Source organism: Mesorhizobium sp. B2-6-2, assembly GCF_006440615.1.
Taxonomy (GTDB): domain Bacteria; phylum Pseudomonadota; class Alphaproteobacteria; order Rhizobiales; family Rhizobiaceae; genus Mesorhizobium.
On sequence record NZ_VFUG01000009.1, the window covers coordinates 93,314 to 112,489 of the forward strand.

General features: G+C 63.8%; 22 protein-coding genes. 18 read left to right on the forward strand and 4 right to left on the reverse strand.

Annotation, left to right across the window (positions count from 1 at the left end):
- Nucleotides 1–19: 19 nt before the first annotated feature.
- Nucleotides 20–394 carry a response regulator gene (locus FJ419_RS18795; protein ID WP_140696581.1) on the forward strand — a complete coding sequence of 125 codons (375 nt, stop codon included), beginning with the start codon at nucleotides 20–22 and terminating at the stop codon, nucleotides 392–394.
- An 11-nt stretch (nucleotides 395–405) separates the two neighbouring features.
- Here the strand turns inward: FJ419_RS18795 and FJ419_RS18800 are convergent, their stop codons facing one another.
- Nucleotides 406–786, reverse strand: a complete 381-nt coding sequence (locus FJ419_RS18800; RefSeq protein ID WP_181170753.1) for a histidine kinase — start codon at nucleotides 784–786, stop codon at nucleotides 406–408.
- 586 nt (nucleotides 787–1,372) lie between these two features.
- Between FJ419_RS18800 and FJ419_RS18805 the strand changes: the two genes are divergently transcribed.
- A complete protein-coding gene (locus FJ419_RS18805) occupies nucleotides 1,373–1,696 on the forward strand; it encodes a hypothetical protein (RefSeq protein ID WP_140696594.1) in 324 nt (107 codons plus the stop codon).
- A gap of 243 nt (nucleotides 1,697–1,939) precedes the next feature.
- Here the strand turns inward: FJ419_RS18805 and FJ419_RS18810 are convergent, their stop codons facing one another.
- Both FJ419_RS18810 and FJ419_RS18815 read right to left on the reverse strand, forming a co-directional pair.
- Nucleotides 1,940–2,146 (reverse strand): hypothetical protein, encoded by a 207-nt coding sequence (locus tag FJ419_RS18810; protein WP_140542319.1) that lies wholly within the window; start codon nucleotides 2,144–2,146, stop codon nucleotides 1,940–1,942.
- 161 nt (nucleotides 2,147–2,307) lie between these two features.
- The gene (locus FJ419_RS18815; RefSeq protein ID WP_140696597.1) at nucleotides 2,308–2,580 is read right to left on the reverse strand and encodes a hypothetical protein; all 273 of its coding nucleotides are present in this window, start codon (nucleotides 2,578–2,580) and stop codon (nucleotides 2,308–2,310) included.
- Between the two features lie 190 nt (nucleotides 2,581–2,770).
- Here FJ419_RS18815 and FJ419_RS18820 point away from each other — a divergent pair, with 190 nt between their 5' ends.
- The 9 genes from FJ419_RS18820 (at nucleotide 2,771) to FJ419_RS18860 (ending at nucleotide 11,970) form a co-directional block, all read left to right on the forward strand.
- Nucleotides 2,771–3,877 (forward strand): SDR family NAD(P)-dependent oxidoreductase, encoded by a 1,107-nt coding sequence (locus FJ419_RS18820; RefSeq protein ID WP_140696601.1) that lies wholly within the window; start codon nucleotides 2,771–2,773, stop codon nucleotides 3,875–3,877.
- Nucleotides 3,874–4,947, forward strand: a complete 1,074-nt coding sequence (locus tag FJ419_RS18825) for an NAD-dependent epimerase/dehydratase family protein (RefSeq protein WP_140696604.1) — start codon at nucleotides 3,874–3,876, stop codon at nucleotides 4,945–4,947. Before FJ419_RS18820 ends, FJ419_RS18825 begins: the two co-directional genes overlap by 4 nt.
- Nucleotides 4,944–6,236, forward strand: a complete 1,293-nt coding sequence (locus FJ419_RS18830) for a TIGR04295 family B12-binding domain-containing radical SAM protein (RefSeq protein ID WP_140696609.1) — start codon at nucleotides 4,944–4,946, stop codon at nucleotides 6,234–6,236. The genes FJ419_RS18825 and FJ419_RS18830 overlap by 4 nt, the downstream gene beginning before the upstream one ends.
- Nucleotides 6,221–7,321 (forward strand): glycosyltransferase family 4 protein, encoded by a 1,101-nt coding sequence (locus FJ419_RS18835; RefSeq protein ID WP_140696616.1) that lies wholly within the window; start codon nucleotides 6,221–6,223, stop codon nucleotides 7,319–7,321. Before FJ419_RS18830 ends, FJ419_RS18835 begins: the two co-directional genes overlap by 16 nt.
- Nucleotides 7,322–7,323: 2 nt before the next feature.
- A complete protein-coding gene (locus FJ419_RS18840; protein WP_140696619.1) occupies nucleotides 7,324–8,451 on the forward strand; it encodes a glycosyltransferase in 1,128 nt (375 codons plus the stop codon).
- Nucleotides 8,448–9,542: a glycosyltransferase gene (locus tag FJ419_RS18845; RefSeq protein WP_140696622.1), complete on the forward strand. Its 1,095-nt coding sequence runs from the start codon at nucleotides 8,448–8,450 to the stop codon at nucleotides 9,540–9,542. Before FJ419_RS18840 ends, FJ419_RS18845 begins: the two co-directional genes overlap by 4 nt.
- Complete coding sequence (locus FJ419_RS18850; protein ID WP_140696625.1) at nucleotides 9,539–10,648, forward strand: glycosyltransferase; 1,110 nt, start codon at nucleotides 9,539–9,541, stop codon at nucleotides 10,646–10,648. The genes FJ419_RS18845 and FJ419_RS18850 overlap by 4 nt, the downstream gene beginning before the upstream one ends.
- 23 nt (nucleotides 10,649–10,671) lie before the next feature.
- Nucleotides 10,672–11,706 carry a UDP-glucuronic acid decarboxylase family protein gene (locus FJ419_RS18855; protein ID WP_140696798.1) on the forward strand — a complete coding sequence of 345 codons (1,035 nt, stop codon included), beginning with the start codon at nucleotides 10,672–10,674 and terminating at the stop codon, nucleotides 11,704–11,706.
- Nucleotides 11,707–11,820: 114 nt separating this feature from the next.
- On the forward strand, nucleotides 11,821–11,970 hold the full coding sequence (locus FJ419_RS18860) for a hypothetical protein (RefSeq protein WP_224544254.1): 150 nt from the start codon (nucleotides 11,821–11,823) through the stop codon (nucleotides 11,968–11,970).
- Here the strand turns inward: FJ419_RS18860 and FJ419_RS18865 are convergent, their stop codons facing one another.
- Nucleotides 11,971–13,236, reverse strand: a complete 1,266-nt coding sequence (locus FJ419_RS18865; RefSeq protein ID WP_246679247.1) for a hypothetical protein — start codon at nucleotides 13,234–13,236, stop codon at nucleotides 11,971–11,973. It abuts the gene before it with no gap.
- Between the two features lie 210 nt (nucleotides 13,237–13,446).
- Between FJ419_RS18865 and FJ419_RS31205 the strand changes: the two genes are divergently transcribed.
- From FJ419_RS31205 to FJ419_RS18895, 7 genes are all read left to right on the forward strand, one after another.
- The gene (locus FJ419_RS31205) at nucleotides 13,447–13,770 is read left to right on the forward strand and encodes a hypothetical protein (protein ID WP_246679248.1); all 324 of its coding nucleotides are present in this window, start codon (nucleotides 13,447–13,449) and stop codon (nucleotides 13,768–13,770) included.
- A 102-nt stretch (nucleotides 13,771–13,872) separates the two neighbouring features.
- Complete coding sequence (locus FJ419_RS18870) at nucleotides 13,873–14,976, forward strand: inositol-3-phosphate synthase (RefSeq protein WP_140696630.1); 1,104 nt, start codon at nucleotides 13,873–13,875, stop codon at nucleotides 14,974–14,976.
- Nucleotides 14,973–15,569, forward strand: coding sequence for a histidine phosphatase family protein (locus tag FJ419_RS18875; RefSeq protein WP_140635089.1), 597 nt, complete (start codon nucleotides 14,973–14,975; stop codon nucleotides 15,567–15,569). Before FJ419_RS18870 ends, FJ419_RS18875 begins: the two co-directional genes overlap by 4 nt.
- Before the next feature lie 14 nt (nucleotides 15,570–15,583).
- The gene (locus FJ419_RS18880; protein WP_140696633.1) at nucleotides 15,584–16,681 is read left to right on the forward strand and encodes a glycosyltransferase; all 1,098 of its coding nucleotides are present in this window, start codon (nucleotides 15,584–15,586) and stop codon (nucleotides 16,679–16,681) included.
- Nucleotides 16,681–17,484 carry a nucleotidyltransferase family protein gene (locus FJ419_RS18885; RefSeq protein WP_140696636.1) on the forward strand — a complete coding sequence of 268 codons (804 nt, stop codon included), beginning with the start codon at nucleotides 16,681–16,683 and terminating at the stop codon, nucleotides 17,482–17,484. The genes FJ419_RS18880 and FJ419_RS18885 overlap by 1 nt, the downstream gene beginning before the upstream one ends.
- Nucleotides 17,485–17,486: 2 nt before the next feature.
- Nucleotides 17,487–18,248 carry a TIGR04290 family methyltransferase gene (locus FJ419_RS18890; protein ID WP_140696639.1) on the forward strand — a complete coding sequence of 254 codons (762 nt, stop codon included), beginning with the start codon at nucleotides 17,487–17,489 and terminating at the stop codon, nucleotides 18,246–18,248.
- Nucleotides 18,241–19,176 (forward strand): beta-xylosidase, encoded by a 936-nt coding sequence (locus FJ419_RS18895; protein WP_140696642.1) that lies wholly within the window; start codon nucleotides 18,241–18,243, stop codon nucleotides 19,174–19,176. The genes FJ419_RS18890 and FJ419_RS18895 overlap by 8 nt, the downstream gene beginning before the upstream one ends.

Below are 19,176 nucleotides of genomic sequence, written 5' to 3' on the forward strand. Positions count from 1 at the left end.
GATGAGGAGTGGACACAACATGCTCTTGTCCGGCCTGAATGTCCTCGTGGTCGAGGACGTATTTATGCTTGCGGAGGACCTCACCGACCAGTTGACCCAAGCAGGATGCACAGTGATCGGCCCGGCACCGACGGTCAGACAGGCGCTTGCACAAATCGAGGGCGTTGCTCTAGACGGAGCCGTTCTGGATGTGAACCTTCGAGGCGAGCAAAGCTTTCCCCTGGCCGAGCATCTCACGCTCGGCGGTGTCCCTTTCATTTTCCTCACCGGCTACGACAGCGTCACCGTCTTTCCCGACCGGTTTCGCGACAAGCCCAAGCTGTCGAAGCCGGTCGATTACAACCTGTTGATCGAAGCGGTGTCGCGGTTCCGCAAGAGCGATGCGCCGGACTGAGAAAGCCTCACCTACGACATGGTGCGATCGCCTACCAACCGGCTCGCAAGTTCGACCAGATGCCGGATCGGCGCAGGCTTCGGCAGAAAAGGCGCGCCGTGGAAGACAGGCGACTGGAAGGCCGGATCGTAGCCCGAATGGACGACGAAAGGCACACCCGCTTCCTTGAGGCGAGCGGCGGCGGCCCCCCGTTGGCCGTCGAGCAATTGGATGTCGATGATGGCCAGATCGGGCTGGTTGTCGTCCAGCCAGGTCGCGGCTGCCCGTTCCGAGGCCACGCAGGCCACCTCGAAGCCGAGCGCTTTTAAGCCATCCGCCACATCGCAAGCGATCAGATATTCGTCTTCAATGATCAGTGCCAGGGGCGCTTGCATGACGATCTCCTCTGGCACGCTTACGTCCCCCTGGCAAACGGCTTGTTGTACTCCGCCGGCCCGGGAAGCGCACGACATTTCGCCCGGAAACGGCTGCGCGGCTGCCGATGGGATTCGGGCCGGCTTGGTCCAAGCCTGCGTCCTCGCCCCGGCTGAGTTGGATCACGTCGAGGTTTGACAAGGCCGCGCGGGCCTCGAACAGGCGAAGAAATTCCGGCCTCAGCCCATCGCCCCGTGCGGCGGCAATCGCGTGCAGGGGCATAAAGGTCTTTATCGTCCGATCCTTCACAGACTTGCCTCATCACAATGCGGCGACGGACTTTTCCTGCCTTGCCTCATCGAAAACGACCGACAAGATTACGTCGCCGTCGCGAACCCGAACCGCCCAGCCCTCCCGCCGAGCTTCGTCTCCGTATCGAGGATACAAAGCTCCCCTGCTCCCGAAAGTTCCGCTCGAGTTCAACAATCGACTTGGATAGCCGCGCCTGGCATCCCGCAACGCTCGCGATGAACTCGAAGGCAGCGCCCTGATCGATATCCGTCTTAGTGGCGCGGTTGGAACAGCGGGGCCGGAAGCAGGTTTGGAAACAAAGGAGGCGCCCGAATGTCACCCAACCAACGCACGCCCGCCGAAGCCCGCGGCGAAATCCAGGCCGGCAGGACGCAGGACAAGACCCCTGGGTTCGACCCTGCGGCGGCGCCGCAGGAGACGGATGCCGAGGCCGGCGATATCCCGACTTCCGCCAAGCCGGCAGAGCTGCGCGAACCGAGCTTCACCAACCAGGCAAGCTTTGCCAACGCGATGCGGCCGCCAGAGAACGCACCCGGCCTGCAGCCGCGCAGGAACGGCCCGGTGCTGGTGATCGTGGCGCTGGTCGTCCTGGCCGCGGTTGTTTTTCTGCTCGCCGCGATCTTCCGCCAGGTATGAAAGGAACATCGTCCCCCGCTCCAGGTTTGATAGCGCAAGGAGGTAATTGCGATGCCGCGCTTGAGAAGTTTGTTTCGTCATCTATGGCGCTGGAAAGCGCAGCCGACCATGGACCCGTCTCCGGTGGACGCCATCGTGCGGCTGCTCCGCGACGCCGAAAAGCAAGGCAGATCCCGGCGTTCGGGATAATGGCTGAAAGCGTTCCTCGGCTAGCGTCTCCGGCGGATCGAGCGGTCGCCGCAGTCAGTCCTCGTCATAGATATGCTCGTGGATGATACCGAGGATCTGCAGCTTCACCGTTTCGCGGGCCTCCGGCCGCACGAAGGGCATCAGAAGGTCGACCGTCTCCTCCACCCGCCGCGGCAGGTCGGCGCTCGGATCGCTCAGATAACTGCCATGGGCGTACAGGTTTTCGGTCAGCTTCTTGTTCAGGTCGGAAAAGAGTCCCATGGTCATTGCTCCTTGCTGATCCAACAGCCGGAGCGCCTACGCGGTTCCCTCTGCCGACGCCATTCGCGAAAACCCTGCGCCGGGGATGGCTACAGCCTGACCCCTGCCGCGCGCCGCAGGGCCGCCTCCCCACGGCGCCATGACGCCAGGTTTTCGGCCTCTCAACCTTTCTGGCTGCGCTCGACGAATTTGTTGAAGCGGCTCGTTCCACCGCTGCCGGCTTCATCCTGATGCAGGAAGGCGAGATCGTTCTCGTCGAAGATGCGGAAGAATTCGTCCCATTCGATCGGCTCGAGCGTGTCTTCGGGCTCGCCGAAATCGATGCGCAGAATGCCGCCCTTGCCTTTCGTGCGAACGACAGCCGGCTGGCCATTCCGTTCTTCTACCCACTTGCGGATTTCGTCGTGGTTGGTGGTCGTCTTGGCCTCGGACATGGACTTTTCCTTTCTGCAGCGGGGGCCGATGAGCGGTCCTAACGGCAGCCAACAGGCAATGTTCCAGATGGTGGAACGGCTCCCTGTCGAAGCTGCGGCACCGCCTGCGACGGGAACTTTGTTGAAGCAGGGAACAAACCTTTTGCCGCGCAGTTCGGGGCGCCGAAGCAAAGTCCGCAAGGGAGTCATCGTGAAACGTGTATTGGTTACGGGAGGTTGCGGCTTCATCGGCCGCCACGTCGCCCAGGAACTCACCGACCATGGCTATCAGGTGCGCCTGCTCGATGCGCTTGTCGATCAGGTGCACGGCGCCGAAGCCATCAACCTCCCTGCGGGGGCCGAACTGATCAAGGGCGACGTGCGCGACCCCGACGCTGTCGCCGAAGCCGTTTCCGACGTCGGTGCCGTCATCCATCTGGCGGCCGAGGTAGGCGTCGGCCAGTCCATGTACGAGATCGCCCGCTATGTCGGCGCGAACGATCTCGGCACCGCGGTGCTGCTAGAGGCGTTGATCAAGCGTCCGGTCGAGCGGATCGTCGTGGCGTCCTCCATGAGCATCTATGGCGAAGGCCTCTATCAGACTCCGGACGGCGAGCGGATCGACAATGCGCGCCGAAAGCCTGCCGATATAAGGGAGGGCCGCTGGGATTTGGTATCGGCGACCGGCCAAACACTGTCGCCTCTTCCGACAGACGAGGAGAAGCGGCCCGATCTCGCCTCGATCTACGCGCTGACCAAATATGCGCAGGAACGCGCGGTGCTGATCTTCGGCCAGGCCTACGGCGTCGATGCCGTTGCACTGCGCCTGTTCAACGTGTTCGGCGTCGGGCAGGCGCTTTCCAATCCCTATACCGGGGTCCTCGCCAATTTCGCTTCACGCCTCGCCAATGGCAAACAGCCGACAATCTTCGAGGACGGCGAGCAGAAGCGCGATTTCGTCCATGTGCGCGATGTCGCCACCGCGTTCCGCCTGGCGCTGGAGCAACGCCAGGCAGCCGGCCACGCCATCAACATCGGCAGCGGCCGCGCCTATTCGATCAGCGAGGTGGCCCGGCTGCTTGCCAAGGCCATGGGCGTTCCGAAGCGCCCCGCCGAAATTCTCGGCAAGGCGCGCTCCGGCGATATACGCAACTGCTTCGCCGACATTGCCAAGGCGCGCGAATTGCTCGGCTTTGAGCCGAAGCATCGACTGGAAGATTCGCTCGGCGAATTCGCGGCATGGGTCCGCAACAGCGTCGTTATCGACCGCGGCGCCGACATGCGGCGCGAGCTGGAAGAGCGGGGATTGGTCTCATGACCCAGGGCCACCGCCATTCGCGCAAGGCACCGATAGCCATCATTGGCGGCAGCGGCTTCATCGGCTCCAACCTGGCCGACAGCCTGCTATCCGATGGCGAGGCCGTGCTGGTCGTCGACAATCTCGGTCGCCCAGGCGTCGAGCAGAATCTCGACTGGCTGGCGCAAAAGCATGGCGACCGGCTGAGCGCCAAAATCGTCGACATACGCGATGCCGGCGCACTGGCAGCGGCGCTGGCGCCGGCAAAGGCGATCTTTCACCTCGCCGCCCAGACCGCCGTGACGACCAGCCTGACCGATCCCGCGCAGGATTTCGACATCAACCTCAAAGGCACGTTCAACGTGCTGGAGACCGCTCGCAGCACCGGCGCCCCGGTAGTCTTCGCCAGCACCAACAAGGTCTATGGCAGCCTGCCCCAGATCGCGGTGCGGCAAGCCGACGATCACTACGAGCCGCTCGACGAGAAGGTGCGTGCGAGCGGGGTCGATGAGAAGATAGGCCTTGATTTCTGCACGCCCTATGGCTGCTCGAAGGGCGCGGCCGATCAGTATGTGCTCGACTATTCCAAATCCTACGGACTGCCGACAGCGGTGCTGCGCATGAGCTGCATCTACGGGCCGCGCCAGTTCGGCACCGAGGACCAGGGCTGGGTCGCGCATTTTCTTCTCAGCGTCTTGTCCGGCCGGCCGATTACCATCTACGGCGACGGCAGGCAGGTGCGCGACATCCTGCATGTGTCCGATGCCGTAGCCGCCTATCGCGGCGTGTTGGCCAGGATTCAGGACCTCAAGGGCCAGGCATTCAACCTGGGCGGCGGCCCGAGCAATGCGGTCAGCCTGCGCGTGCTGCTGGCGGAGATCGCCGACATGACGGGCAGCGATGTCGCGCTTTGCCACGACCGCGAGCGCGTTGGCGACCAACCCTTCTTCGTCGCCGACACGCGCAAGCTGCAAGCAGCGATCGGCTGGCAGGCGCGTGTCCCATGGCGCGAAGGCGTCTGCGATCTCGCCAGCTGGCTGCTGCGGCATCGGCTCCAACCGCACCCCGAAGCCACGAGGTACGTCGCATGAAGGTAGCCCTGGTCAATCCTCATTGGACATACGAGCACAGCATCTATTTCGGCTGCCGCCAGCCGCATCTGCCGCTGGAGCTCGGCTACTCGAAGGCGATGCTGGAAGCCGAAGGGCACGACGTGCTGATGCTGGACGGCTTGCTGCAAGGGCTGGACAACGCCGCCCTTGCGGAAAGCGTTGCGGCTTTCGCACCGGACATGACCGTCGTGACAACCGCGCCGACCTATCTGTTCTGGCGCTGCGCACCGCCCGAGCTGCGCGTGCCGGCGGAATTCCTCAATCATCTCGCCGGGCGCGGCGGACGCACGGTGGCGGTCGGACCGCATGGCTCGGCGACGCCGGCGCCGACCCTGCGCAAGCTCGGCGTCGATGTCGTCGTGCGCGGTGAATGCGAGGAGGTCGTGACGGAGCTTGCACGGCAGAGCGACTGGAGCAAGGTTGCGCATACGGCCAGGCTCCAAAACGACTTTCCGGTGTGCAATGGCGGGGTGCATGCCAGCCCGTTCGTCGATCATCCTGCGCTCGCCTGGCCGTCCGACTGGATCGCCGCGCATGGCCACCACCACCACAGGTTCGATGCCCACCAGAAGGGCGCCGGCGCCGAGGTGGAAGCGTCGCGCGGCTGCCCCTATAATTGCAGCTTCTGCGCCAAGATCGATTTCCGCGATGCGTATCGGCGCAGGAAGCACGATGCCGTCATAGCCGAGATCGACGGTTTGATCGCTCAAGGGGTCGGCTACATCTATTTCATTGACGAAATCTTCCTGCCGCAGAAGGCGTTGCTGGAAGCGCTGGTCGACCGCGATATCCAGTTCGGTGTCCAGACCCGCATCGACCTGTGGAAGCCGGACCTGCTCAAGCTGCTCGGCGAGGCCGGCTGCGTCTCGATCGAAGCCGGCCTGGAAAGCCTGACCGTCGAGGGCCGTGCGATGCTCGCCAAGCGCTGCCGGCTCGGCACGGAGGATCTGGCTGCGCTTTTGGTCGATGCCCGTCGCCATGTGCCTTTCGTTCAGGCCAATCTGATCGGCGTGGTCGAGGACGACCCGGCACTGGTGGACTATTGGCGCAAGCACCTCATCGATCGCGGCGTTTGGGCGAACGAGCCCGTGCCGCTCTATCCCTATCCGAGCTCGCCCAGCTACCGCGAACTCTGGGGCGAACCCGACGATACTGCCTGGGAGCGAGCGCATGAGCACTACCTCGCCTCCTTCCGATCCTTCAGCGACATCCAGGACCAGCGTCCGCATGCGCTGGCTGAGTTGGAGTCCTCATGCTGCAATCACTGACCCATGGTCCGCGGCGCATTCTGATGACGACCGACGCCGTCGGCGGAGTCTGGCGCTATTCGCTCGATCTGGCGCGAGAGCTGGCGGCCAGCGGCGACAGCATCGTGCTTGCCGGGCTGGGACCCGAACCTTCCCCCGAACAGGCCCGGGAGGCGCGGTCCTTCGCCACGCTGGTTTGGCTGAAATGCCCGCCGGACTGGATGACGCGCGACACGAAAGATCTCGACCGGTTGCCTGGCGAATTGCAGGAGCTTGCGTCGGACTATGCAATCAATCTCATACACCTCAATGCGCCGGCGCAGGCGGCCGGTCTCGAACTGACTTGTCCGATCGTCGCGGTATCGCATTCCTGCGTGGTCACATGGCTGCATGCAGTGCGGGCGCAAATGCCCGAGGGCGATTGGGCTTGGCAACGAGAGCGCAACCGGGCCGGATTCGACCGCGCCGACGCCATTGTCGCGCCGAGCCGAAGCCATGCCGCCATGCTCGGGGCCTGCTACGGCCCGATCGCGGGCTTGAGCGTCGTCCACAATGGCGCGCTCCCCGGCCCGACAGGCGCGCATCGTGAGTCCTTCGTTGTCGCTGCCGCGCGCTGGTGGGATGAGGGTAAAAACGGGTTGGCCCTCGATGCAGCGGCTGCCTTGTGTGGCCCTCCCGTTTTCGCCGCAGGCGAAACGGAAGGTCCGGACGGGCAGCGCCTGTTCTTCGACAATTGCATCTCGCTCGGCTCGATCAGCCATTGCGAGGTTCGGCAATTGATGGCGCGGGCCAGCATGTTTGTCTCGCCGTCCATCTACGAGCCTTTCGGGCTGGCCGCCCTGGAGGCAGCTTCTGCGGGCACCCCCTTGGTATTGGCGGACATCGCGACCTACCGCGAGGTCTGGGACGGAGCAGCGACGTTCTTCGACGCGCGCGATCCCCACGCGCTTGCCGGCTGCATCGCCAGGCTCTCGCGTGACGAAAGCTTGCGGCGCCATTTCGGTCAGCGCGCCGCCCGAAGGGCGCGCAAATTCTCGCTCAGCGCCCAGACGGCGCGGATGCGAGAGGTCTACGATCGGGCGGCGACGGCCATGGCAGGGCTTTGACCATGCGCTTCCTGTTCTACACTCACTCCGCCGTTTCGGACTGGAATCACGGCAATGCGCATTTCCAGCGCGGCATCATGCGCGAGCTCGTCGCGCGCGGACATGAGGCGGTCGCGCTGGAACCCGCCGACGGGTGGAGCCGATCGAATCTGCTCGCCGAGCAAGGCCCTTTCGCTGTCGAGCGCTTCCGCAAGGATTTCCCGGAGCTGATGGCGCTGACCTATGGCGCCGGCTTCGCACACGAAGCCTGGCTCGCCGGTGCGGATGTCGTGATCGTCCACGAATGGACGGACAAGGATCTTGTCGCGCGCATCGGACAGGCGCGAGCCTATGGCAATTTCACGCTCCTGTTCCACGACACCCATCACCGCGCCGTATCGGCGACGCAGGCGATAGCGGCACTTCAGCTCGAGCACTATGACGGGGTGCTGGTCTTCGGCGAGGTGCTGCGCGAGAGCTATCTTCGCGCCGGCTGGGGCAAACGGGTCTTCACCTGGCATGAGGCGGCGGACGACCAACTGTTCAAGCCGTGCCCGGATGTCGAGCCCGTCTGCGACCTCGTCTGGATCGGCAATTGGGGCGACGACGAACGCAGCGCCGAGATCGCCGAGTTCCTGATCGAGCCGGCGAGCGCTCTCGCGCTGTCGGGAACCGTGCACGGCGTGCGCTATCCGACCGATGCCCGAGCCGCGCTTGCCGAGGCAGGGCTGCGCTATGATGGCTGGATTGCCAATGCCGACGTGCCGAAGAGCTTCGCCCGGCATCGCGTCACCATGCACATCCCCCGCCGGCCTTATCGGGAGAGCCTGCCCGGCATTCCGACCATACGCATGTTCGAGGCGATGGCCTGCGGCATTCCGCTGGTCTCGGCGCCATGGTCGGATGTCGAAGGACTGTTCCGTGCCGGCACCGATTTCCTGTTCGCCCGGAACGGCGCCGAGATGCGGGGTCACCTTCGCGACGTGCTGAACGACAGCCAGCGTGCGGAGGCGCTGGCCGCGTCCGGCCGGGAAACCATCCTTGCGCGCCACACATGCCGGCACCGCGTCGACGAGTTGTTCGACATCCTCGCTGCATGCGGCAATCGCGAGGTCGCTGAATTCAAACCTGCAAGGGAGGCCGTTGCATGAAGATCGCCTTTTACGGATCGAGCCTTCTGTCGTCCTACTGGAACGGCGCGGCCACCTATTATCGGGGCTTGCTCAAGGCGTTGTCGAAGCGCGGCTATGACATCGTCTTCTATGAGCCCGATGTCTACGATCGCCAGAAGCATCGCGATATCGAGGTGCCGGACTGGTGCAGCGTCGTCGTCTACGAGCCGACAGCGCATGCGCTGATGCAGGTCGCCTCGCGCGCCGCGCAGGCAGACGTCGTGGTCAAGGCAAGTGGCGTCGGTTTCGAGGACGAGGCGCTGCTGCATGCGGTTCTCGACAACGCTCGCCCGGATGCGCTGACCGTGTTCTGGGACGTCGACGCGCCGGCGACCCTGAGCGAGCTGCGCAATCATGCCGAACATCCGCTGCATGAGGCGTTGAAGAGGATCGGCCTTGTGCTGACCTATGGCGGCGGCGATCCCGTGGTTTGGGACTATCGCGCGCTCGGCGCCGCGGAATGCGTGCCGATCTACAACGCGCTCGATCCCGAGACACATCATCCGGTCGCCGCGAATCCGCGCTTTGCCTGCGACCTGGCTTTCCTCGGCAATCGGCTGCCCGACCGCGAGGCGCGCGTCGACGCCTTCTTCCTCGATCCGGCCCGTGTGCTTGGCAGCCAACGCTTCCTGCTCGGTGGATCCGGCTGGGGCGACAAGCCCTTGCCGGCGAACGTCTCGTGGCTCGGCCATGTCGGTACGCGCGATCACAACGCCTTCAACGTGACGCCGAAGGCGGTGCTCAACATCAGCCGCGACAGCATGGCGGCCAACGGGTTTTCGCCCGCGACACGCGTCTTCGAAGCGGCGGGCGCGGGCGCATGCCTGATCACCGATGCTTGGCTCGGCGTCGAATTGTTCCTGACCCCAGGCGAAGAGATCCTGGTCGCGCGGGACGGTGCCGACGTCGCCGAGATCGTGCGCACGCTGACCCCGAAACGGGCGAAGGCGATCGGCGCCGCATCGCTGCGGCGCGTTCTGGCCGAGCATACCTACACGCTGAGAGCCCGGCTGGTGGACGACATCTTCAAGGCGCATTTCGAGCGCCGGGCAATGGAGGCCGCGGAATGACGAAACCGCTCGACATCGTTTTCCTCGGACTTTCGTTATCCTCATCCTGGGGCAACGGCCACGCTACGACTTTCCGGGGACTGCTGCGCGCGCTCAACGACCTCGGCCATCGCGTCAGCTTCCTCGAACGCGACGTGCCCTGGTACGCGCATCAGCGGGACCTGCGCGACCCCGATTTCTGCGACTTGCGCTACTACCAGACAGTCTCCGAGCTGCCCCGCAATCACCGGCAGGAGTTGCAGCGGGCCGACGCGGTGGTGATAGGCTCGTTCGTGCCGGAAGGCAGGACCATCATCGACGACCTCGCTTCGCTATGCACTGGACAGTTCTGCTTTTACGACATCGACACGCCAGTGACGCTGGCGCGGGTTGCCGAGGACGATTGCGATTACCTTGCCCGCAGGCAGATCCCCTATTTCGACGTCTACTTCTCTTTCACCGGCGGACCGACGTTGCAGCGCCTCAGATCGGAGTTCGGCGCCCGCCGAACGGAGCCGCTCTACTGCTCGGTCGATCCAAAGCGACACCATCGCACCAGAGACGCGATCGAATGGGATCTCGGCTATCTTGGAACATACAGTGCCGACCGGCAGCTCGCCCTCGAAACGCTGCTGCTGGAGCCGGCGCGGCGCCTGCCGGAGCGCCGCTTCGTCGTCGCCGGCTCGCAATATCCGTGCGATATCGCCTGGCCGGACAATGTCGAGCGGATCGAGCACCTGCCGCCCGCCGAACACGCCGCGTTCTATAGCCGCCAGCGTTACACGCTGAACCTTACGCGCGCGTCGATGATCGCGGCAGGATGGTCGCCCAGCGTGCGGCTCTTCGAGGCCGCTGCCTGCGGCACACCGATCATCAGCGACCGCTGGCCCGGTCTCGATAGCTTCTTCCCGGAATCGACGATCGAGACCGCAGCCAGTGCCGCCGACGTGCAGGAAATCCTCACAGCCAAATCGGAGCGGGCCAGACTCGATATGGCCCGTTCGGCACGCGAGGCGGTGCTTGCAAGCCACACCGGCGGCGCTCGGGCGCGTGAATTCGTTCTGGCTTTGACCCAGTCTGTCCATGCCCGCGCGGCGATCGATCTGAACGTGGAAAGTGCAGCATGAATAGCAGACAGGAGACTTTGCAGATGCGGCGATCAAGAAGGGTTCAGCAGACACAGACGGCGCTTGTCGCCGGCGGTGCCGGTTTCCTCGGTTCGCATTTATGCGAGGCCTTGCTTCACGAAGGGTATCGCGTCATATGCGTCGACAACTTTCTTACCGGCCGAATGGAGAATGTCAGCTCGCTGATCGGCCAAGCCCGGTTCCGGCTGATCGAGCAGGACGTTTGCGTCCCGCTGGAACTCGGCGAGACTGTCGACCGCATCTTCAACCTGGCCTGCGCGGCATCGCCGCCCCGCTACCAGGCCGATCCGGTCCACACCACACGCACCTGTGTGATCGGAACGCTCAATCTGCTCGAGCTCGCCGCAAGCAACGGCGCCCGCTTCCTGCAGGCGTCGACCAGCGAAGTCTACGGCGATCCGGAACAGCATCCACAGCGCGAGGACTATGTCGGCCACGTCAACTGCACAGGACCGCGCGCCTGTTATGATGAAGGCAAGCGCACCGCGGAGACGCTCTGCTTCGATTATCTGCGGGCCGAGATGGCCGATATTCGCATCGCCCGCATCTTCAACACCTATGGTCCCAGAATGGACCCGGCCGACGGCCGCATCGTGTCCAACCTGGTCATGCAAGCGATCGAGAAACGGCCGCTGACGATATTCGGCGACGGCCGGCAAACCCGCTCATTCTGCTATGTCAGCGACATGATCGGAGGATTGCGACGCCTTATGGATGTGGATCCCAATCCGCGACAGCCGGTCAATCTGGGCAATCCCGGCGAGTTTTCGATCCTCGAACTGGCAAGGCTGGTTCGGGAACTGACCGGCACCAAATCGCCCGTGAAATTCCTGCCCTTGCCGCAGGACGACCCGCGCCGCCGGCGGCCCGACATAGGCCGCGCAAGGGCGCTTCTCGGCTGGTCGCCCAAGGTGCCTCTCAGGCAAGGCCTGCTGCAAACCATCGCCTTTTTCTCCAGCCTCGACGACCTCGCGATTGAGCCGATCGCTCCGGTTAACAGGACTGAGGCCGGAAAAGTTCGAAACCTTCAGCTCTGAGGCGGTGGCTTCCTTCACCGCAGCGGAACAACCGACCGGGATTGCGGTTGGACATGACAACCGTCATGGAGAAGAACTGTGCAGCCGAAGCGACCAATCAAGGACATCGACCAGATGGCGGCCGCCGAAACCGCCGCGTTCCTGCGGCGAGCCTCCATCACCTATCTCGAATGTTGCGTCAGCCTCATGATGACACATCTGCAGCGCGAGGAAGTGGCCACAATTCTGGAGCAGGAAGCGGACATGCTGCGCAGGCTGGACTGATCAGGTCCTCGCGCGCTCGATAAAACGCGAAAGCCCGGCTTCGTAGCGGTCGGCGGCGCGCGTGGCCCTTACCCGCTCATCGCCGTGTGTCGACTGACCTGCCATCGTCCATAGCCCAAGCTGGAAGGCGAGATAGCAGGGCTCCATGTAGTCCACCAAGGAATGGTCGACGGCGCGCGACATTTCTGCCTCGATGCCTTGGATGAGCCGCGAAAGCTCGGCGTCGGAAAGCTGATATTCCACTGTCGCGCCTGCAATGTCCCAGGCTATGTCCTGACAGCCGACAATCTCATGCGAGCGGCAATGGTCGACGGCGTCCGTCTTGAGCAGGGTTCCGTCCGGCCGAACCAGAAATTCCCACGGGTGCAGGCGTCCGTCGATCTCGATCCTGCGCAGGAAGGGATGCGAGGCGTGGCGGGCGAACCAACCCTTTAATGCTTCGGCCGGCCCTTCCCCCAAGGCTTCCCTGCAGTTTTGCACGGCCATGTCCGCAAGCCCATCCAGCGACGCGCCGGCCTCTTCGGTCGGCAACTCGGCGGCGCGCCAGCCGAGATAGCGTCCAAGCCATTCGACCAGCAGGTCCCTGGCCAGCTCTGTCCGATCCAGCCTGTCCGCCTCTGTCCAACGCTCGATCAGGAAGCCGTGGCAGAGTCCGGCAGGCTGCGTTCCAAAACCGGCCCTGTGCACCGACCTCGCCGTGTTCAGCTTGTGCTGCCCGGTCCCGCCGAGACCGGCGAACTTTACCAACCAACGCTCCGTGCCCGCCCGTGCCATGAATTTTCGCCGCTCAAAGCCGGCAAACACCGGAGGCCAATGCTCCCGCGGCGTGGAAATATGCTTGCGCCACTCGCCGCCGGAAATCTCGCTGAGTTCGACATCGGCCTTGCCGAGCAGGTTCGCCACCCAGTGGCGAAGGTTCGGCGCGACGCATCCATCGAAGGCTGCTTCGAAATCCGCGACATGGCGCGAGCAGTGGCTCCAAATGGCCTGCATGTCTGCCGAAGCTTGCACGCCCGGCCCGCCGCGGTGGCTCGGGAACAGATGAATGCGCTCCTGATCGATGCCATGCCGGCGCAGCCAGGCAACGACAGCATGAAAGGAACTGCCGGAGAGGCCCGGACCTTCATCAACGATGGCAAATTTGGCATGAGGTCCGTCGCGCCAGCCGCCGAGGAGTTCGGGCGCGGCGCATATGTGGCGGCTAAACGGGTGACCGATCGGCCGCACACTGACAGGAGGCGGCGCATGCAACGCGGCGGCGACCATCGCCGCGAGGCCGAGACCGATGCCGCGGATCCCGATGACGCAGGTGTTTGCGTCGAGGCCCGACTGCAGCGCCGCAACCAGATAGGTTTCCGGATATAGCGCATAAAGCGCGTAGCCTTCGGCCGGGCCGGTAACTATTTCGCCGCTACAATCGATGGTGGCAAGCTTCGCAAGCAGCAACGGGTCGAGCACTCCGCTCCGGACAAATCCTTGTTGCCAGGATCGCAGCACTTCCTCCGACAACTCGACGAGAATTTCCGACCCCAGCTTCTGTGTCGACGAATTGCAATCGGCACCCCTGGTGTCGAATTCCGCATCGGCAAGGCCTTGCACAAGTTCGGAGGCGCTGACGAAAAGATCGACCACGGCGGCGTGACGTTCGATACCGGCGGGCAAATCGCCGATTGCTGCCGCTGCGGCCAAGGCAGCTTCCCTGAGCTGTTGTGCGCTGCGCGTTCGCTTGTGGTCGCCGAAGACGATCATGCGGCTCCTATCCCCCTGTCTGGCCGCCAACGCGAAGCGGCGCCTCTTTGATCCGAGGTCCGGCTCAGCAATTTTTCGCGGCGCGAAGGAACATTCGAGGTCGCTCCCGGTTCGGCGCGAGGAACTTACCTCCAGCAAAGAGGCAGCGGTTTCGTGACATCGAAGAAAGTTCGTATCGGCATCGTTGGCGTGGGCAATTGCGCGTCATCTCTTGTGCAAGGTCTCTCCTACTATCGCCACGCCAACGGCAACGAGCCGATCCCCGGGCTGATGCATGCCGACCTCGGCGGCTATCATGTCGACGACATTGAGGTCGTCTGCGCCTTCGATGTCGCGAAAAACAAGGTTGGGCGCGATGTGGCGGAAGCGATCTACACCGCGCCCAACAACACCTTCCGTTTTGCTGATGTCGCGCCGACCGGCGTTCGTGTGGAGCGCGGCCCAACACTCGACGGCATCGGCAAATATCTCCGAGACGAGATCGAAGAGTCGGAGGAACCGGTGGCAAACGTAACCGCCCGGCTCCGGCGAAGCGGGGTAGAGGTGCTGATATCCTATCTTCCGGTCGGCTCCGAACAGGCGACGCACTTCTATGCCGAATGCGCGCTTGAGGCCGGCTGCGCCTTCGTCAATTGCATTCCTGTCTTCATCGCCTCGCGGCCGGAATGGCGCCAGCGCTTCGAGGAGCGCGGTCTTCCCCTCGTCGGCGACGATATCAAAAGCCAAGTCGGCGCAACCATCGTGCACCGGCTGCTCGCCAATCTCTTCCGCGAGCGCGGCGTGCGCATCGATCGCACCTATCAGCTCAACTTCGGCGGCAACACCGACTTCCTCAACATGCTTGAGCGCGAGCGGTTGGTATCGAAAAAGATTTCCAAGACGCAATCCGTCACCAGCCAGATCGACGTCCCGCTCGAGGCCGGCAACATCCATGTCGGCCCCAGTGATCATGTCCCGTGGCTGACTGACCGCAAATGGGCCTATATACGGGTCGAAGGTACCACTTTCGGCGGCGTTCCGCTCAATGCCGAGCTCAAGCTTGAGGTCTGGGATTCGCCCAATTCCGCGGGCGTTGTCATAGACGCCGTCCGCTGCGCAAAGCTGGCCCTCGACCGTGGCATTGCCGGCGCGCTCACAGGCCCCAGCAGCTACTTCATGAAGTCGCCGCCCCAGCAGTTCACCGACGCCGAGGCGCGGCTGCGCACATTGGCCTTCATCGCCGGCGGGGACGAGCCGTTGCTCGATGCCGCCGAATGACCACGACTTTCTTTCTCATCCGCCACGCGGCACATGATCATGTCGGCTGCTATTTGGCCGGCCGGCTCGAAGGCGTTCGCCTCGACGAAGCCGGCCAGGCCCAGGCGCTGCAGCTCGCGCGCCGCATGGCACGTGAGCCGCTCGCCGCAATTTTCAGCAGCCCGCGCGAGCGCGCGCTGGAGACCGCAAAGCCGATTGCGATCGCCTGCGAGGTCGAGAAGATCGCGATCTGCAAGGAACTCGACGAGATCGACTTCGGCGAATGGTCCGGCAAGACCTTCGAGGAGTTGAACGGCGACGCAAGCTGGCGCCTTTGGAACGACCAGCGCCAGAGCGCCCGCACGCCGAGCGGCGAGACGATGCTGGATGTCCAACACAGGATCGTCGGCCTGATGGACGCGTTGCGCGAGAATGGGCAGGGTCAGTGCATCGCCCTTATCAGCCATGCCGACGTCATCAAGGCGGCCGTCTGCGCGATCCTCGGCCTGCAGCTCGGCGACTGCTTCCGCTTCGATATCGCGCCGGCCTCGGTCACCACAGTCGTTCATGGCGACTGGGGTTCCAAGCTCATTCGCCTCAACGAACTCCCCTGACGGAGCGGCTGGCTATGCGCATGGTCATATTCGGTCTCACCGTCACGTCCTCATGGGGCAACGGCCATGCCACGCTCTGGCGTGGGCTGATAGGCGCTCTGGCCCCATTTGGCTGGTCGATCAGCTTCTTCGAGCGCGACACGCCCTATTACGCCGGTGCCAGGGACCTCGACCGGCTCGATGCTTGCAACATCATTCTCTACCCGGACTGGGAGAGTATCCGCCATGAGGCCGAGGCCGCGATACGGCAGGCCGACGTGGTCATAGTCACCTCTTATTGTCCGGACGCCGTAAGGGCCTCGCGGCTCGCCAACGAGAGCTGCCGCGGGCTGAAGGTGTTCTACGATCTCGATACACCGGTAACGCTGGCGAGAATCGAGCAAGGTGACTATCCGGCCTATTTCGAGCCGGATGGCCTGCGCGATTTCGACCTGATCCTGAGCTATACCGGAGGACCGGCGATCGATGCGCTGAAGCGTATTCTCGGCGTGCGCCATGTTCTGCCGCTATACGGACATGTCGACCCCAACCGGCACCAGCCGGCCCGGCCACGGTCCGAGTTCGCCGGCGATCTCTCCTATCTCGGAACCTATGCCGAGGACCGGCAGGCGGCCGTGGAAAGACTGCTCGTAGCTCCAGCGGCCCAACTGCCGAACCGCCGCTTCATCATAGGCGGTGCACAATATCCAGCGGACTTTCCATGGAGCGGCAATATCTTCTTCGTCAGGCACCTGCCGCCCGCGGATCACCCCGCCTTCTTTTCCTCCTCGCGCCTGACGCTGAACGTCACCCGCGAGGCGATGGCGCGCAAGGGCTGGTGCCCGTCAGGCCGGCTGTTCGAGGCAGCCGCCTGCGGCGCCGCGATCATCTCCGACGATTGGGCCGGCCTCGACAGCTTCTTCACGCCCGGCAGCGAGATTCTGTTGGCACACACCACCGGCGATGTCGTCGCCGCGCTTGGCCTGTCGGACAACGACATCGAGGCGCTTGGCCGCCGCGCCCGTGAACGCGTCCTCGACGAGCACACGTCCGCGCACCGCGCCGCCGAACTCGATCGCATCTTGAACGCCGCCGCGTCCATGGCAAATGGAGCAATGGAGGAAGCCATCTGATGTTGGGGATCGTGCCTGCCGCGGGCCGCGGCAGCCGCATTCAGCCGCTGGGCTTTTCCAAGGAGCTGCTGCCGGTCGGCAGCCGGCTGGACGGGCAGACCGAGCGCCCCTGCGCGGTGAGCGAATATCTGGTGCGGCGGATGGTCCGAAACGGCGTCGACCGCATCTGCTTCATCATCGGTTCCGGCAAGTCGGACATTCTCGAATATTATGCCGCGGGCTATGACACCGCCGCAGCAATCTTCGTCGCGCAGCCCTCCCCGATCGGACTGTGCGATGCGATCTTCCGTGCCGAGCCGCTGGTCACGCCGGAAGAAACGGTCCTGATCGGCCTGCCGGACACGATCTGGTTCCCCGAGGACGGCTTCTGCCGCCTGGCCGACGACCGGCTGTCCTTTCTGATGTTTCCGGTCGATCGCCCGGAACTCTTCGACGCCGTCGTCCTGGATCAGAGCGGACGTGTCGAGCAAATCCAGGTCAAGCAAGCTGATGCCGCAACAAACTGGGTCTGGGGCGCCTTCAAGATGCCTGGCCGTATCTTCCACCAGCTCGCGGCACTGTGGCGCCAGCGCGACGGCTTCGACGAGTATTTCGGCACGCTGGTCAACGCCTATCTCGCAGCCGGAGGCGAGGCCTACGGCGTCAAGGCCGGAACGGCCTATGTCGACGTCGGCACTTTCGATGGATATCGCACGGCGCTCAGGCTGCTCGAAAGCAACGATGTCGCTGAAGAGGAGACCCCGCCGATGTTCGCATCGCAAGATCTCTCAACGGCGCCAACTCTTCCAGGCGAAGGAGCTTAGCCATGCTGCATTCCAGCACGGAAATACGCCGCCGCATCGACGCACTGGGACCGTGGTTCCACAATATGGAGCTTGCGGGCGTGGAAACCGCGCCGGATCATTTCCTCGGCAATTATCCGCTGATCAAATGGCGCAAATTCGCGGATGCCATTCCGACCGACCTTTCGGGCATGTCCGTGCTCGACATCGGCTGCAACGCCGGCTTCTATTCGATCGAGATGAAGAAGCGTGGCGCCGATCGCGTGCTCGGCATCGATTTCGACCAGGCCTACCTCGCCCAGGCGCGCTTCGCCGCCGAGATCGCCGACTGCGATATCGAATTCCGGGAAATGTCCGTCTACGACGTCGGGGCGCTTGGCGAGCGCTTCGACATCGTGCTGTTCATGGGTGTGCTCTACCACCTGCGCCATCCGCTGCTGGCGCTCGACCTGATCCGCGCGCATGTCGCAGGCGACCTGATGATCTTCCAGTCGATGCAGAGGGGCAGCGGGGAAGTCCTGCCGCTCGAACAGAACTACCATTTCTGGACACGCGACCTCTTCGATCAACCTGAATTTCCCAAACTGCACTTCATCGAGCATCGCTATGCGGACGACCCGACTAACTGGTGGATTCCAAACCGTGCCTGCACCGAAGCGATGCTGCGCAGCGCCGGCTTCGAAATCGTGCTGCACCCTGAGGACGAGGTCTATTTCTGCCGTGCGGCGGGCAATCCGGCCGACGGCGCCGCCGTCTATCCCGCGAAAGGAGAGGCCGATGATTGAAGCCGCGATGATCTGGAACGAGCCCAACAACAAATCGCATTGGGATCCCGAGCTCGATCCGGACTGGAGCCGTTTTGCCTCGATGGCAACTCTGGCGGCCGATGCGATCGACCGGGAGAATCCGGCCGTCACAAAGGTGCTGGGCGGTATTTCGCCGATCGATGCCGGCTTCATGACGCGCATGAAGGATTTCGGCGTGCTCGACCATGTCGACGCCGTCGCGGTGCATGGCTTCCCGCTTGACTGGAACCTCTGGCAAATCAACGAATGGCCGCAGAAGCTCGGCGAGATCGCCGCCATCACCGATCTGCCGATCTGGGTCAGCGAAGTCGGCGTGTCGACCTTCGGCGCCGAGGAGATCCAGCTCTGGGGCCTGCGCCGCACGGCCGAGCTGCTGCTTGGCATCGCGCCGCGGGTGCAGTGGTACAGCCTCTATGACCTGCCGCGCTCGTGGGAGGCGACGACGCGCCATCGCGAGGCGGAAGGCTCGTCCTATTACAGGCACTTCTACATGGGCCTGCTGCGCGAGGACGGCACGCCCAAGCCGGCGCTCGAGGAGTTCGTGCGCCACACCCCGCAAATGGGTCTGGTACAGTGGTTCCATTTCGAGGACCATCGGCTGGATGATGCCGTTGCCTGGATGCACCGACTGGGCGTGACGCACCTGCGCACTGGCCTGTCCTGGGCGGACAGCTTCCGGCCGAATGCGCTGGACTGGTTCGATCGCCAGATGGAAGCGCTCGCCGACTTCAACGTCACGGTGACCTTCTGCTTCACGCCTGAGCATCGCGGTCTCCAGCCCCACCACACAAGTCCGCCGCAGGTGCCCGAGGAATTCGCCGAATTCTGCGCGGCGATGATCCGCCGCTACGCTCCTGCGATCAGCGACGACATGACACGAACGCGGCGCGTGTCGGCGGCATGGTGA

Excerpts from the sequence above, each read along its gene's own strand:
- FJ419_RS18795 (WP_140696581.1), top strand. The coding sequence starts at position 20 with ATGCTCTTGTCCGGCCTGAATGTCCTCGTGGTCGAGGACGTATTTATG.
- FJ419_RS18805 (WP_140696594.1), top strand. The coding sequence starts at position 1,373 with ATGTCACCCAACCAACGCACGCCCGCCGAAGCCCGCGGCGAAATCCAG.
- FJ419_RS18810 (WP_140542319.1), bottom strand. The coding sequence starts at position 2,146 with ATGGGACTCTTTTCCGACCTGAACAAGAAGCTGACCGAAAACCTGTAC.
- FJ419_RS18815 (WP_140696597.1), bottom strand. The coding sequence starts at position 2,580 with ATGTCCGAGGCCAAGACGACCACCAACCACGACGAAATCCGCAAGTGG.
- FJ419_RS18825 (WP_140696604.1), top strand. The coding sequence starts at position 3,874 with ATGACCCAGGGCCACCGCCATTCGCGCAAGGCACCGATAGCCATCATT.
- FJ419_RS18830 (WP_140696609.1), top strand. The coding sequence starts at position 4,944 with ATGAAGGTAGCCCTGGTCAATCCTCATTGGACATACGAGCACAGCATC.
- FJ419_RS18835 (WP_140696616.1), top strand. The coding sequence starts at position 6,221 with ATGCTGCAATCACTGACCCATGGTCCGCGGCGCATTCTGATGACGACC.
- FJ419_RS18840 (WP_140696619.1), top strand. The coding sequence starts at position 7,324 with ATGCGCTTCCTGTTCTACACTCACTCCGCCGTTTCGGACTGGAATCAC.
- FJ419_RS18845 (WP_140696622.1), top strand. The coding sequence starts at position 8,448 with ATGAAGATCGCCTTTTACGGATCGAGCCTTCTGTCGTCCTACTGGAAC.
- FJ419_RS18850 (WP_140696625.1), top strand. The coding sequence starts at position 9,539 with ATGACGAAACCGCTCGACATCGTTTTCCTCGGACTTTCGTTATCCTCA.
- FJ419_RS18855 (WP_140696798.1), top strand. The coding sequence starts at position 10,672 with ATGCGGCGATCAAGAAGGGTTCAGCAGACACAGACGGCGCTTGTCGCC.
- FJ419_RS18860 (WP_224544254.1), top strand. The coding sequence starts at position 11,821 with ATGGCGGCCGCCGAAACCGCCGCGTTCCTGCGGCGAGCCTCCATCACC.
- FJ419_RS18865 (WP_246679247.1), bottom strand. The coding sequence starts at position 13,236 with ATGGTCGCCGCCGCGTTGCATGCGCCGCCTCCTGTCAGTGTGCGGCCG.
- FJ419_RS18875 (WP_140635089.1), top strand. The coding sequence starts at position 14,973 with ATGACCACGACTTTCTTTCTCATCCGCCACGCGGCACATGATCATGTC.
- FJ419_RS18880 (WP_140696633.1), top strand. The coding sequence starts at position 15,584 with ATGCGCATGGTCATATTCGGTCTCACCGTCACGTCCTCATGGGGCAAC.
- FJ419_RS18885 (WP_140696636.1), top strand. The coding sequence starts at position 16,681 with ATGTTGGGGATCGTGCCTGCCGCGGGCCGCGGCAGCCGCATTCAGCCG.
- FJ419_RS18890 (WP_140696639.1), top strand. The coding sequence starts at position 17,487 with ATGCTGCATTCCAGCACGGAAATACGCCGCCGCATCGACGCACTGGGA.
- FJ419_RS18895 (WP_140696642.1), top strand. The coding sequence starts at position 18,241 with ATGATTGAAGCCGCGATGATCTGGAACGAGCCCAACAACAAATCGCAT.